General features: G+C 61.6%; 9 protein-coding genes and 1 pseudogene. 5 read left to right on the top strand and 5 right to left on the bottom strand.

What is annotated here, in order from left to right:
* Positions 1 to 2: 2 nt before the first annotated feature.
* A pseudogene (locus QK296_RS09675) lies at positions 3 to 92 on the bottom strand (outer membrane lipoprotein carrier protein LolA); the annotation flags it as partial.
* Between the two features lie 148 nt (positions 93 to 240).
* Here QK296_RS09675 and QK296_RS09670 point away from each other — a divergent pair.
* Complete coding sequence (locus QK296_RS09670; RefSeq protein WP_005786126.1) at positions 241 to 1,179, top strand: aspartyl/asparaginyl beta-hydroxylase domain-containing protein; 939 nt, start codon at positions 241 to 243, stop codon at positions 1,177 to 1,179.
* Positions 1,180 to 1,356: 177 nt separating this feature from the next.
* Here QK296_RS09670 and acnA read toward each other — a convergent pair whose 3' ends face one another.
* A complete protein-coding gene (gene acnA, locus QK296_RS09665) occupies positions 1,357 to 4,098 on the bottom strand; it encodes an aconitate hydratase AcnA (RefSeq protein WP_003189634.1) in 2,742 nt (913 codons plus the stop codon).
* Between the two features lie 196 nt (positions 4,099 to 4,294).
* On the opposite strand from acnA, the gene rlmM reads away from it, so the two are divergent.
* Positions 4,295 to 5,371 carry a 23S rRNA (cytidine(2498)-2'-O)-methyltransferase RlmM gene (rlmM, locus tag QK296_RS09660; protein WP_003189635.1) on the top strand — a complete coding sequence of 359 codons (1,077 nt, stop codon included), beginning with the start codon at positions 4,295 to 4,297 and terminating at the stop codon, positions 5,369 to 5,371.
* Between the two features lie 129 nt (positions 5,372 to 5,500).
* Positions 5,501 to 5,743, top strand: a complete 243-nt coding sequence (gene tusA / locus QK296_RS09655; RefSeq protein WP_003189637.1) for a sulfurtransferase TusA — start codon at positions 5,501 to 5,503, stop codon at positions 5,741 to 5,743.
* Here tusA and QK296_RS09650 read toward each other — a convergent pair.
* Positions 5,740 to 7,134: an MATE family efflux transporter gene (locus tag QK296_RS09650; RefSeq protein ID WP_003189639.1), complete on the bottom strand. Its 1,395-nt coding sequence runs from the start codon at positions 7,132 to 7,134 to the stop codon at positions 5,740 to 5,742. The two genes, tusA and QK296_RS09650, sit on opposite strands and share 4 nt — an antisense overlap.
* Before the next feature lie 250 nt (positions 7,135 to 7,384).
* On the opposite strand from QK296_RS09650, the gene pdxB reads away from it, so the two are divergent.
* Positions 7,385 to 8,527 (top strand): 4-phosphoerythronate dehydrogenase PdxB, encoded by a 1,143-nt coding sequence (gene pdxB, locus QK296_RS09645; protein WP_003189640.1) that lies wholly within the window; start codon positions 7,385 to 7,387, stop codon positions 8,525 to 8,527.
* Between the two features lie 154 nt (positions 8,528 to 8,681).
* Here the strand turns inward: pdxB and QK296_RS09640 are convergent, their stop codons facing one another.
* Positions 8,682 to 8,855 (bottom strand): PA1571 family protein, encoded by a 174-nt coding sequence (locus QK296_RS09640; protein WP_003189642.1) that lies wholly within the window; start codon positions 8,853 to 8,855, stop codon positions 8,682 to 8,684.
* A 238-nt stretch (positions 8,856 to 9,093) separates the two neighbouring features.
* Here QK296_RS09640 and QK296_RS09635 point away from each other — a divergent pair, with 238 nt between their 5' ends.
* Positions 9,094 to 10,872: an ABC transporter ATP-binding protein/permease gene (locus tag QK296_RS09635; RefSeq protein WP_282390863.1), complete on the top strand. Its 1,779-nt coding sequence runs from the start codon at positions 9,094 to 9,096 to the stop codon at positions 10,870 to 10,872.
* A gap of 133 nt (positions 10,873 to 11,005) precedes the next feature.
* Here the strand turns inward: QK296_RS09635 and QK296_RS09630 are convergent, their stop codons facing one another.
* Positions 11,006 to 12,934 carry a transglycosylase SLT domain-containing protein gene (locus tag QK296_RS09630; RefSeq protein ID WP_282390857.1) on the bottom strand — a complete coding sequence of 643 codons (1,929 nt, stop codon included), beginning with the start codon at positions 12,932 to 12,934 and terminating at the stop codon, positions 11,006 to 11,008.
* Positions 12,935 to 12,976: the final 42 nt, after the last annotated feature.

The raw sequence follows: 12,976 nt of genomic DNA, 5'->3' as shown, positions 1-12,976 counted from the left end.
TCGACTGTAGGAGCGAGCTCGCTCGCGAAAAACCTGAGAACGCCACGTTGTATCAGTAAACCCGCGTTATCGTTGACGTTCTTCGCGAGCAAGCTCGCTCCTACAGGTGTTGATACAGGTCAGTCTGGTTTCCTGGGCCTTCTGCATAATGGTTCAAGTGTTTATCATGGCCGGCTGCTACGTCTGGTTTCCCATTGACGGAAATTTGCTGGCCAGGCGCTTATTTCCAGGAGTTGCTGCATGACCTTTTCTTTGGCCGCCAAACTGTCGGTGTTGCTGCTGTTCATCGGCAGCACGCTGTATGTGCACCTGCGTGGCAAGGCCCGTTTGCCGATGTTGCGCCAGTTCGTCAACCATTCGGCGCTGTTCGCCCCGTATAACGCCCTGATGTACCTGTTTTCCGCGGTGCCGTCCAAGCCGTACCTGGACCGCAGCAAGTTCCCGGAACTGGATGTGCTCAAGGACAACTGGGAAGTGATCCGCGAAGAGGCCATGCACCTGTTCGACGAGGGCTACATCCGCGCCGCCGAAAAGAACAACGACGCCGGTTTCGGTTCGTTCTTCAAGAAGGGCTGGAAGCGTTTCTACCTCAAGTGGTACGACAAACCGCTGCCTTCGGCCGAGGCGCTGTGCCCCAAGACCGTGGCGTTGGTGAGCAGCATCCCTAACGTCAAGGGCGCGATGTTTGCGCTGTTGCCGGGCGGCAGTCACCTCAACCCGCACCGCGACCCGTTTGCCGGTTCCCTGCGTTATCACCTGGGGCTGTCTACGCCGAACTCCGACGACTGCCGTATCTTCGTCGACGGCCAGGTCTACGCCTGGCGCGACGGTGAAGACGTGATGTTCGATGAAACCTACGTGCACTGGGTGAAAAACGAAACCGAACAGACCCGTGTGATCCTGTTCTGCGACATTGAGCGCCCATTGAGCAACCGCGTGATGACCCGCATCAACCGCTGGGTCAGCAAGCAACTGGGCCGTGCCACAGCGCCGCAGAACCTCGATGACGAGCGCGTGGGCGGCATCAACCAGGCCTATGCCTGGAGCAAGACCTTCAGCGACAAGTTCAGCGGTCAGGTCAAACAGTGGAAGCGCAAGCATCCCAAGGCCTACCGCATTGCGCGGCCTGTGCTGGCGGTGGTGGTGTTGGTACTGCTGTGGAAGTGGCTGTTCGGCTAAACCGCACACCATAAAAAGGCGCTGTATCGAAAGATACAGCGCCTTTTTTATGCCTGGAATGTGATCAAAACTGTGGGAGCTGGCTTGCCTGCGATGGCGGAGTATCAGCTATAAAAAGGTTGACTGACCCACCGCTTTCGCAGGCAAGCCAGCTCCCACATTTGATCTGCTTTGCTCTTAAGAGGCGATCAACTGGCGCAGCACATAGTGCAGAATCCCACCCGCCTTGAAGTACTCCACTTCATTCAAGGTATCAATCCGGCACAGCACCTCAACCTTCTCGCTGCTGCCATCCTCGCGAGTGACTACCAACGTCAGGTTCATTCGCGGCTCGATCTCGGCAGCGGTCAGCCCGAGGATATCGATCTTCTCCTTGCCGGTGAGCTTGAGTGTCTTGCGGTTCTGATCCAGCTTGAACTGCAACGGCAACACGCCCATGCCCACCAGGTTGGAGCGGTGGATGCGCTCGAAGCTCTCGGCGATCACCGCCTTGACGCCCAGCAGGTTGGTACCCTTGGCCGCCCAGTCGCGGCTGGAGCCGGTGCCGTATTCTTGGCCGGCGATCACCACCAGCGGTGTGCCGGAGGCCTGGTACTTCATGGCCGCATCGTAGATCGCCATTTTCTCGCCAGTGGGGATATACAGCGTGTTACCGCCTTCTTCGCCGCCGAGCATTTCATTGCGGATACGGATATTGGCAAAGGTGCCGCGCATCATCACTTCATGGTTACCCCGGCGTGAACCGTAGGAGTTGAAGTCACGCGGCTCCACGCCCTGTTCGCGCAGGTAGCGCCCGGCCGGGCTGTCGGCCTTGATATTGCCGGCAGGGGAGATGTGGTCGGTGGTTACCGAATCCCCCAGCAGGGCCAGCACGTTGGCGCCCTTGACGTCCGCGATCACCGGCAGCGGGCCGGCGATGTCGTCGAAGAACGGCGGGTGCTGGATATAGGTGGAATCCGGCTGCCACACGTAGGTGGCTGCCTGCGGCACTTCAATGGCTTGCCACTGCTCGTCGCCGGCAAACACTTCGGCATATTCCTTGTGGAACATGCTGGTGCTGACTTGGGCCACCGCCTCGGCGATTTCCTGGCTGCTGGGCCAGATGTCCTTCAGGTACACCGGATTACCCTGCTGGTCATTGCCCAGCGGCTCGCTGCTGATGTCGATGCGCACGGTGCCGGCCAACGCGTAAGCGACGACCAGGGGCGGCGAGGCCAGCCAGTTGGTTTTCACCAGAGGGTGCACGCGGCCTTCGAAGTTACGGTTACCGGACAGCACCGACGCGACGGTGAGGTCGGCCTTCTGGATGGCTTTTTCGATCGGCTCGGGCAGGGGCCCGGAGTTGCCGATACAGGTGGTGCAGCCGTAGCCCACCAGGTCGAAGCCAAGCTTGTCCAGGTATTGGGTGAGGCCCGCCGCCTTGTAGTAGTCGGTGACCACTTTGGAGCCCGGCGCCAGGGAGCTTTTCACCCAGGGCTTGCGGGTCAGGCCTTTTTCCACGGCTTTCTTTGCCACCAGCCCGGCGGCCATCATCACGCTGGGGTTGGAGGTGTTGGTGCAGGAGGTAATCGCGGCAATCACCACTGCGCCGTTTTTCAGGCGATAGGTGTTGCCTTCGTATTCATAATCCGCCTCGCCGACCAGGTCCGCATTGCCCACGGCAACGCCGCCTCCGCCTTCGCTTTCCAGGCGGCCTTCTTCTTTGCTGGTGGGCTTGAATTGCAGGTCGAGAAAATCGCTGAACGCTTGGCCTACATTCGGCAGGGCGACACGGTCCTGGGGACGTTTGGGCCCGGCAAGGCTGGCCTCGACAGTGCCCATGTCCAGAGCCAGGGTGTCGGTGAAGATTGGCTCCTGGCCGGCATTGCGCCACAGGCCCTGGGCCTTGGTATAGGCTTCCACCAGTTTGACCGTCTCAGCCGGGCGGCCGGACAGGCGCAGGTAGTCCAGGGTCACTTCATCCACCGGGAAAAAACCACAGGTCGCGCCGTATTCCGGGGCCATGTTGGCGATGGTCGCGCGGTCGGCCAGGGGCAAATCGGCCAGGCCGTCGCCGTAGAACTCGACGAACTTGCCCACCACGCCTTTCTTGCGCAGCATTTGCGTCACGGTCAGCACCAGGTCGGTGGCGGTGATGCCTTCCTTGAGCTTGCCGGTGAGCTTGAAACCGATCACTTCCGGGATCAGCATCGACACCGGCTGGCCGAGCATGGCCGCTTCGGCTTCGATCCCGCCCACGCCCCAGCCGAGTACGCCGAGGCCGTTGATCATGGTGGTGTGGGAGTCGGTGCCGACCAGGGTGTCGGGGAAGGCGTAGGTGCGGCCGTCTTCCTCTTTGGTCCACACGGTGCGGCCCAGGTATTCGAGGTTGACCTGGTGGCAGATGCCGGTGCCCGGCGGCACCACGCTGAAGTTGTCGAAGGCGCTCTGGCCCCAGCGCAGGAAGGCGTAGCGTTCGCCGTTGCGCTGCATTTCGATATCGACGTTCTGTTCAAAGGCGCTGGTGCTGCCGAACTTGTCGACCATCACCGAGTGGTCAATCACCAGGTCCACCGGTGACAGCGGGTTGATGCGCTGCGGGTCACCGCCGGCCTTGGCCACGGCGGCGCGCATGGCGGCCAGGTCGACCACGGCGGGTACGCCGGTAAAGTCTTGCATCAGCACGCGAGCGGGGCGGTACTGGATCTCGCGGTCCGACTGGCGCGCCTTGAGCCAGGCGGCGATGGCCTTGAGGTCGGTGCCGGTGACGGTCTTGGCGTCTTCCCAGCGCAGCAGGTTTTCCAGCAGCACCTTGAGGGACATCGGCAGCTTGTCCAGGTCACCCAGGCTCTTGGCGGCTTCGGGCAGGCTGAAGTAGTGGTAGGTTTTGCTGTCTATGTGCAGTGTCTTAAGGGTTCTCAGGCTATCAAGGGATGACATTACATGACTCCTTATGGTCCGCACGGCTACGGACCTGACGGGACGAACAGAGCTATCACGTTAGCGCTGTTTTCATTAGCAGGCTAATAACTGGACTCTATCGCTGAGTCCAAGGTTCCGAACTCGGCTATCATGCGCGCGTTTTCATGACAGGTATTGCGATAGCGCAAGGCCAGTTGATTCACCAGGAGATTCAATGAACACCCTTTTTATGCACTGCCGCCCGGGTTTTGAAGGCGAAGTCTGTTCCGAGATCGCGGAGCACGCCGCGCGCCTGAACGTGTCCGGCTACGCCAAGGCCAAGACCGGCAGCGCCTGCGCCGAATTTGTCTGCACCGAAGAAGATGGCGCCCAGCGCCTGATGCACGGCCAGCGCTTTGCCGAGCTGATCTTCCCCCGGCAGTGGGCGCGCGGGGTGTTTATCGACCTGCCGGAAACCGACCGCATCAGCGTGATCCTCGCCCACCTGCGCGAATTCCCCGTGTGCGGCAGCCTGTGGCTGGAGATGGTCGACACCAACGACGGCAAGGAGCTGTCGAACTTCTGCAAGAAATTCGAAGTGCACCTGCGCAAAGCCCTGCTTAACGCCGGCAAGCTGGTGGACGACCCGAGCAAGCCGCGCCTGCTGCTGACCTTCAAGAGCGGCCGCGAAGTGTTCATGGGCCTGGCCGAGTCGAACAACTCGGCGATGTGGCCCATGGGCATTCCGCGCCTCAAGTTCCCGCGTGATGCGCCCAGCCGTTCGACCCTCAAGCTGGAGGAAGCCTGGCACCACTTTATCCCCCGTGACCAGTGGGACGAGCGCCTGCACGGCGACATGACCGGCGTCGACCTCGGCGCAGCGCCAGGCGGCTGGACCTGGCAACTGGTCAACCGTGGCATGCTGGTGACCGCCATCGACAACGGCCCCATGGCTGAAAGCCTGATGGATACCGGCCTGGTGCAGCATCTGATGGCCGACGGCTTCACCTTCGTGCCCAAGCAGCCGGTAGACTGGATGGTCTGCGACATCGTTGAGAAGCCCGCTCGCAACGCGGCACTCTTGGAAACTTGGATTGGCGAAGGGCATTGCCGCGAGGCGGTGGTGAACCTGAAGTTGCCGATGAAGCAGCGTTACGCCGAAGTGAAGCGTTTGCTGGAGCGCATCGAAGAGGGCTTCAAGGCGCGCGGCATTCGTGTGGAGATTGGCTGCAAGCAGCTCTACCACGACCGCGAAGAGGTCACCTGCCACTTGCGTCGTCTGATAGACATAAAGAAATCTAAAGGCCGCTGATATTAAATGTGGGAGCTGGCTTGCCTGCGAAAGCGGTATAACAGTCGAAATTTATGTTGAATGTGCCCCCGTCATCGCGGGCAAGCCCGCTCCCACATTGCTGAGCGGTGCCAGTTTTAGGAGTGAAGTATGAGTCTTGAACCTGTTGACGGTACCCTCGACGCCACCGGCCTCAACTGCCCGGAACCCGTGATGATGCTGCACCAGCACATCCGCGACCTGCCGGCGGGCGGCCTGCTTAAGGTGATCGCGACCGACCCGTCGACCCGTCGCGATATCCCCAAGTTCTGCGTGTTTCTCGACCATGAACTGGTGGATCAGCAGGAAGATGCTGGCACCTACCTGTACTGGATCCGCAAGAAAGCCGATTAAGCCTGCGCCTTTTCGGCCCGAATGCGTCGGCGTGCACTGCGCGCCAGGCGCACCACCAACATCCCCGCCGCACAGCTCAAGCCCACGATCAGCCCTTGCCATAAACCGCTCGGGCCGCTGGGCTCGCCGAGCCAGTTTGTCAGGCCCAGGGCGTAACCTACCGGCAGGCCCACGCCCCAGTAGGCGAACAAGGTCAGCACCATGGTCACCCGGGTGTCCTGATAGCCGCGCAATGCGCCCGCGGCGGTGACCTGGATCGAGTCGGAGAACTGGAACAACGCCGAGAACACAATCAGCATCGACGCCAAGTGGATCACCACCGGGTCAGGGGTGTAGATCGCTGCAATCTGCTCGCGAAACAGCAGCATCAAGCTGCAGGAAAAACACGCGTACGCCAGGGCGGTGCCCATGCCGACGCCGGCGGCGAAGCGAGCTTCCCGGGGTTCGCCGCGCCCCAACGCCTGGCCGACCCGCACGGTGACGGCCATGCTCAGGGAATAGGGGATCATGAACACCAGGGAGCTGACGTTCAGGGCGATCTGATGGCCGGACACCACGGTAGCGCCCAGGCTGCCAAGCAACAGGGCAATCACCGCGAAAATGCTCGACTCGGCGAAGATCGCCACACCAATCGGCAGGCCTATGCCCAATATGCGCTTGATCACCGTCCATTGCGGCCAGTCGAAGCGCTTGAACAATTCGCTGCTTTGATAGGCCGCGCCCCAGCGCGTCCAGATGGCCAGGCCGATCATCATCACCCACATCGCAATGGCGGTAGCCCAGCCACAGCCCACGCCGCCCATGGCCGGTACGCCAAAGTGGCCGTAGATGAAGATGTAGTTCAGCGGAATATTCAGCGCCAACCCGCACAAGCCCATGACCATGCTCGGCCGTGTGCGGCCCAGGCCGTCACTGAAACAGCGAAACACGTAGTACAACGCAACCGCCGGCATACCGGCGGCGATGCCGTGCAGGTAGCCCATGGACGGCTCGATCAGGTCGGGCTCGACCTTCATGGCATGCAGGATCGGCTCGGCGCACAGCAACAGCAGCGCGCCGCAGAGACCGACCACCACGGCCAACCACAACGATTGGCGCACCAGAGGCCCGATCTCGGTGAGTTTGCCCGCGCCATAACGCTCGGCAACTTTCGGTGTGGTGGCCAGCAGAGTACCGGTCATCAACAGGTACACCGGGATCCAGATCGAATTACCCAGGCCCACCGCCGCCAGGTCCTGCGGGCTCACGCGCCCAGCCATCACCGCATCGACGAAGCTCATCGCGGTGGTTGCCAGTTGGCCAATCATGATCGGCAAGGCCAGCGTCAGCAGGCCACGCACTTCCCGGCTGATGCGGGCGGGGCGGGAGAGGGTAGCGGTGGCAGTGTTCACGTACAGGTGTCCAATAAAAAGGCAGTCGCAAGGACGGCGGATTCTACGCGTTGACGCAGTGGTCAGGAAAAAACCTGTGTTAGGGATTTGTAAGCAATGCGCCCAGGCCAGCGCTGACCCCTGTGGGAGCTGGCTTGCCTGCGATGCAGGCACCTCGGTGCATCAGGCAAACCGGGTCGATGCAATCGCAGGCAAGCCAGCTCCTACACAGGATCTTCTGTACACTGCCAATCCGCCAAAGGAGCCTGCCATGCTGATTGTTGCCGACGAAAATATCCCGCTGCTCGATGCATTCTTCGAAGGGTTTGGCGAGATTCGCCGTGTGCCCGGCCGTTCCATCGACCGCGCCACGGTCGAGCAGGCCGATGTACTGCTGGTGCGCTCGGTGACCAACGTCAACCGCGCCCTGCTCGAGGGCAGTAAGGTGCGTTTTGTCGGCACTTGCACCATCGGCACCGACCACCTGGACCTGGACTACTTCAAGCAAGCAGGTATCCAGTGGTCCAGCGCGCCCGGCTGCAATGCGCGTGGGGTGGTGGACTACGTGCTCGGCAGCTTGCAGACCCTGGCTGAAATCGAAGGCGCCGACCTCAAGCAGCGCACCTACGGTATCGTCGGTGCCGGTGAAGTCGGCGGGCGGTTGGTCAAGGTGCTCAAGGGCCTGGGCTGGAATGTGTTGGTGTGCGACCCACCGCGCCAGGTCACCGAAGACGGTGATTACGTCAGCCTGCAGCAGATCATCGAGCACTGTGACGTGATCAGCTTGCATACGCCGCTGATCAAGTCCGGCAATGGTTCGACCTGGCACCTGTTTGATCGCCAGCGCCTGGAACAGCTCAAGCCGGGCACCTGGCTGATCAATGCCAGCCGGGGCGCGGTGGTGGATAACGCCGCCCTGCGCGAGGTGTTGCTGGCGCGCGAAGACCTGCAAGCGGTGCTGGACGTGTGGGAAGGCGAGCCCGAGGTGGATGTCGAGCTGGCAGACCTGTGCGTGCTGGCCACGCCCCATATCGCCGGCTACAGCCTCGATGGCAAACAGCGCGGCACCGCGCAGATTTACCAGGCGCTGTGTGCGCACCTGGGCCAGGAGCCGAGTATCCAGCTGAGTGATTTGCTGCCGGCCCCCTGGCTGGCCGAGATGCACCTTAACGCTACGACTGACCCGGCCTGGGCGCTGGCGACCTTGTGCCGCAGTGTGTACGACCCACGCCGTGACGATGCGGATTTCCGCCGCAGCCTGGTAGGTACCGTGCAGGAGCAGCGCCAGGCCTTTGACCTGCTGCGCAAGCATTACCCGGAACGTCGCGAGATCGATGGCTTGAAGGTGCGCATCAACGGGGAGTCGGCGGTGCTGTCGCAGATCGTGGCTGCTCTGGGCGCCGAACACCTATAACTGTAGGAGCGAGCTTGCTCGCGAAAAACGTCAACGATAACGCAGCGTTTCTGATTTAACGCGGCGCCCTCAGGTTTTTCGCGAGCAAGCTCGCTCCTACAGGGGGCATAAAAAACCCGGCCACCTGGGCCGGGTTTGAAAGAGCGTGGGCGCTTCAGCCTTGCTGGGCAGGCTTGACCAGTCGCTGTTCCAGTTCGCTGCAGGCTTGCTGGATCATTTCTTCGGTAATCTGCACTTCCTGGCCTTTGGCATCGATATACGAGCAAGGCAGCTGTTGCGGCTGGCGGATCACTTCAATCTTGGCGTCGCTGCTATTTTGCAAGGTCATGGCCTGTCTCCTCATCAGGTTGTGTACCTACTTTAATTCCCCCGCATGAACGCGCCGTTACAACTCCTTACACGCTCATCGGTTTGAACACCCAGTCCACCAGAAACCGGTACATATTTCCAGATGAGGCTTAGACCGATAGCCTCTAGCGGCCTGCATCGGTGGGCATAATTAACCTGACTCATTGTTATTCGCGCAAGTTCCCCCAATGTTGGAGGGTACAGATTCCTCATTGGTGATACCTCCCATGTTCTCCATCCGTCAACGCCGTGCGATTCGCCTGGCCAGCCGCTTTATCGCGCCCTACCGCTGGCAGGCGCTTGGCGCACTGCTGGCGCTGATCGTCACCGCTGGCATCACCTTGTCCATGGGGCAGGGCATACGCCTGCTGGTGGACCAGGGCTTCATGACTCAGTCGCCGCACTTGCTCAACCAGTCCATCGGCCTGTTCATGCTGCTGGTGCTCGGCCTGGCCGTGGGCACCTTCACGCGGTTTTACCTGGTGTCGTGGATTGGCGAGCGGGTGGTGGCCGATATTCGCCGGCAAGTGTTCAACCACCTGATCTACCTGCACCCAGGCTTCTACGAGAACAACCGCAGCTCCGAAATCCAGTCGCGGCTGACCACCGACACCACCTTGCTGCAATCGGTGATCGGCTCATCGCTGTCGCTGTTTCTGCGCAATGCCCTTATGGTCATCGGCGGCATCGTGTTGCTGTTTATCACGAACCCCAAACTCACCAGCATCGTGGTGGTGGCGTTGCCGCTGGTGCTGGCGCCGATCCTGATTTTCGGACGTCGGGTGCGCAGCCTGTCGCGTTTGAGCCAGGACCGTATCGCGGACGTTGGCAGCTATGTCGCCGAGACCTTGGGCCAGATCAAGACCGTGCAGGCCTATAACCATCAGGTGCAGGACGAACAGCGCTTTGCCGTCACCGTCGAGGACGCCTTTGTCACGGCACGTAAACGCATCTTGCAGCGCTCCTGGCTGATCACCCTGGTGATCATGCTGGTGCTCGGTGCGGTGGGCGTGATGCTGTGGGTGGGCGGCATGGACGTGATCAGCGGGCGTATTTCCGGCGGTGAGCTGGCGGCGTTCGTGTTCTACAGCCTGATTGTCGGCAGCGCCGTTGGCACCCTGAGCGAAGTGCTCGGCGAGTTGCAGCGTGCCGCTGGGGCGGCGGAGCGGATCGGTGAGCTGTTGCAGTCAGGCAACGACATCCAGGCGCCGGCCACTGGCGGTGTACGTTTGCCGGAACGGGTCAGCGGCCGCATGGAACTGCAAGACCTGCGCTTTTCCTACCCGTCACGGCCGGACAGCTACGCCATCGATGGCTTGAACCTGACCATCAACCCGGGCGAAACCCTGGCGTTGGTAGGGCCGTCCGGCGCGGGCAAATCGACGATCTTCGACCTGCTGCTGCGTTTCTACGACCCCCAGCAAGGCCGCATCCTGCTTGAAGGTCAACCGTTGACCGAGCTTGACCCGTTAGACCTGCGTCGCCATTTCGCCCTGGTGTCCCAGAGCCCGGCGTTGTTCTTCGGCAGCGTCGAAGACAACATCCGCTACGGCAACCCGTCCGCCACCACCGCCCAGGTGGAAGCCGCCGCGCGTATTGCCCACGCCCACGACTTCATCCTGCAAATGCCCGACGGCTACCAAACCCACCTCGGCGAAAGTGGCCAGGGCCTCTCTGGCGGCCAGCGCCAACGCCTGGCCATCGCCCGCGCCTTGCTGGTCGACGCGCCGATCCTGCTACTGGACGAAGCCACCAGCGCCCTCGACGCTCAGAGCGAACACCTGATCCAACAAGCCCTGCCGCAGCTCATGCAGGGGCGCACCACGCTGGTCATCGCGCATCGTTTGGCCACGGTGAAGAATGCCGACCGCATTGCGGTGATGGACCAGGGCAAGCTGGTGGCGGTGGGCACGCATCAGCAGTTGATTGCGAGCAATCCGTTGTATGCGCGGTTGGCGGCGTTGCAGTTCAACGATGGAGATGAACAGGTGAAATAAAAAATGCCCGCATCTCTCGATGCGGGCAATGGCGCCTCTGTAGGAGCGAGCTTGCTCGCGAAAAACTCACAGGCGCCGCGTTTATCCAGGAAGCACGCGTTAGCGTTGACGTTCTTCGCGAGCAAGCTCGCTCCTACTGGTCGTCGAAGTACCGCTCATGCCAATCCACCAACGGTTGCGGTGAGTTGAGCTTCTGCCCGTAGATCACCGAATAAGACAGCACGTTCTGCACATACTGGCGGGTTTCGTCGAAGGGGATGCTTTCCACCCACACGTCGAAACTCAGGTGGTCTGCGCCGCGCAGCCATTGGCGCACGCGGCCGGGGCCGGCGTTGTAGGCAGCGGAGGCGAGCACGCGGTTGCCGTTGAACTGGCTGTGCACCTGGCTCAGGTAGGCAGCGCCGAGCTGGATGTTTTTATCCGGGTCCAGCACTTGGGCCGGGGAGGCCAGGGGGATACTGAATTTGCGTGCGGTTTCCTTGGCGGTGCCGGGCATCAGTTGCATCAGGCCGCTGGCGCCAACGCCGGAACGGGCGTCATCCATAAACGCGCTTTCCTGGCGGGTGATGGCAAAGATCCAACTGGAGTGCAGGCCGCGTACCTTGGCTTCGCGCACCAGGGTGTCGCGGTGGGCCATCGGGAAGCGGATGTCCAGGTCGTCCCAGTACTGGGCCTGGCTGATGGTGCGGATCGCCGGGAAGTACCACTTCATGTCGTAGGCCAGTTTGGCCTGGGCCACCATCTCGTCACGGTTGAAATGACGGCTGACGTGGTACCACTCACGGCGACCGTCGACGATCTGGCCGCGGGCGTAGAACTCCAGGGCCCTGCGCACGCCTGGGGTGTTGCGGACCTTGTTGACCAGAGCCTGGCTCATCACCAGCGGCTTGTTGTTCAACTGATAAGGCGATTTGGAGCGGTCAGCCGCGAGGAAACCGTAGAAGTCCCGCTCCTTGGCGACGTTTTTGTACAGCACCAAAGCCTGCGGGTTTTTCGGCTCGGCCAGCTCCAGGCTGCGCGCCTGCCAGTAGCGCCAGCGGTTGGTGGTGGCCAGGTCTTGTGGGAGCTTGCGGGTCAACTGGTAGGCGTCTTCCCAGCGCGCCAGGCGCAACAACAGGCGCAGGCGCCATTCGGAGACCGTATTGTCGCGCAGTTCGGGGTCGTACTTGGTCATGACCTCCAGCGCGCGCGGGTCGAAGCGCTTGGCCAGGGTCAAGCCGATCTCGCGGGCAATCGACACTTTTTCGTCACGGGAGAAGTGCATGCTGGTGGCGTAACCGTCGAGCAGCGACATGGCTTTGTCCGGATCCTGGCGCGCCAGGCGACGCAGGCCCAGGCCCACGGCGTCAGCCATGGCCTCGGTGGCCGGCTGGAAGCGTGACGGGTCGCTGAGCATGTCGGGCTTTTGCGCAACATCCACCATCAAGCGGCCTTGGGCGCCGAGGGTGGGCAGGGTTTTCACCAGGCTATTGGCCAGCGCGTAGTTACGCGCTTCGGCGGCGAGCTTGGCGCGCTCCCAGATCTTCTGCTCGGTGAGTTGGCCGGCAGCGGCCCATTGGCCAAACGTGACGTCACAGGCGGCGGGCTGGGATTTGCCAGTCATCCACAGCTTTTCGGCAGTCTTGTAGCCTTCGGCTTTCAGGTTGTGGCTGAGCTGGTACTGGCCATGCAGGCAGTCCAGCTCGACGAAATTGAGCTTGGTGTCGTAGTACTTTTCAAAGGTCTGCCAATCGCCGCGTTCGGCCAGCCAGCGCAGCCAACGCAGTTTCATCCAGTTGGCCTGGGGCAGGTCGCCGTGTTTGGCGAGGAATTGTTCGATTTCCTCATTGCTCGCGGTTTTCAGGCGCGCGGTCAGCTCGTCATAGGCCAGGTAGGGCGTGAGCGGGTAATCGGCCAGGGCTTGGCTGTATTGCATGTAGGGGCCGCTGTCGCCCTTGGCCAGGGCGCGTTTGGCTTGATCGTAATACTGGCGTTGAGTGGTGAGGTCCACCGCCTGGGCGGATTGAACGGCAGTGGCGGAAAGAAGCAGACAAGATAAAAAGTTGAAAAGGCGACTGCGCATGAGACGTCCGTGCAGAGAAATCACGACTAGCACCGGCACTGC

The organism is Pseudomonas sp. AL10 (assembly GCF_029960685.1).
Lineage (GTDB): Bacteria > Pseudomonadota > Gammaproteobacteria > Pseudomonadales > Pseudomonadaceae > Aquipseudomonas > Aquipseudomonas lactis.
The sequence above is the reverse complement of the archived record's forward strand: the minus strand, read 5'-3'. Positions and strand labels throughout refer to the sequence as shown.

Excerpts from the sequence above, each read along its gene's own strand:
- QK296_RS09630 (WP_282390857.1), bottom strand. The coding sequence starts at position 12,934 with ATGCGCAGTCGCCTTTTCAACTTTTTATCTTGTCTGCTTCTTTCCGCC.
- tusA (WP_003189637.1), top strand. The coding sequence starts at position 5,501 with ATGAGTCTTGAACCTGTTGACGGTACCCTCGACGCCACCGGCCTCAAC.
- rlmM (WP_003189635.1), top strand. The coding sequence starts at position 4,295 with ATGAACACCCTTTTTATGCACTGCCGCCCGGGTTTTGAAGGCGAAGTC.
- QK296_RS09640 (WP_003189642.1), bottom strand. The coding sequence starts at position 8,855 with ATGACCTTGCAAAATAGCAGCGACGCCAAGATTGAAGTGATCCGCCAG.
- QK296_RS09670 (WP_005786126.1), top strand. The coding sequence starts at position 241 with ATGACCTTTTCTTTGGCCGCCAAACTGTCGGTGTTGCTGCTGTTCATC.
- acnA (WP_003189634.1), bottom strand. The coding sequence starts at position 4,098 with ATGTCATCCCTTGATAGCCTGAGAACCCTTAAGACACTGCACATAGAC.
- pdxB (WP_003189640.1), top strand. The coding sequence starts at position 7,385 with ATGCTGATTGTTGCCGACGAAAATATCCCGCTGCTCGATGCATTCTTC.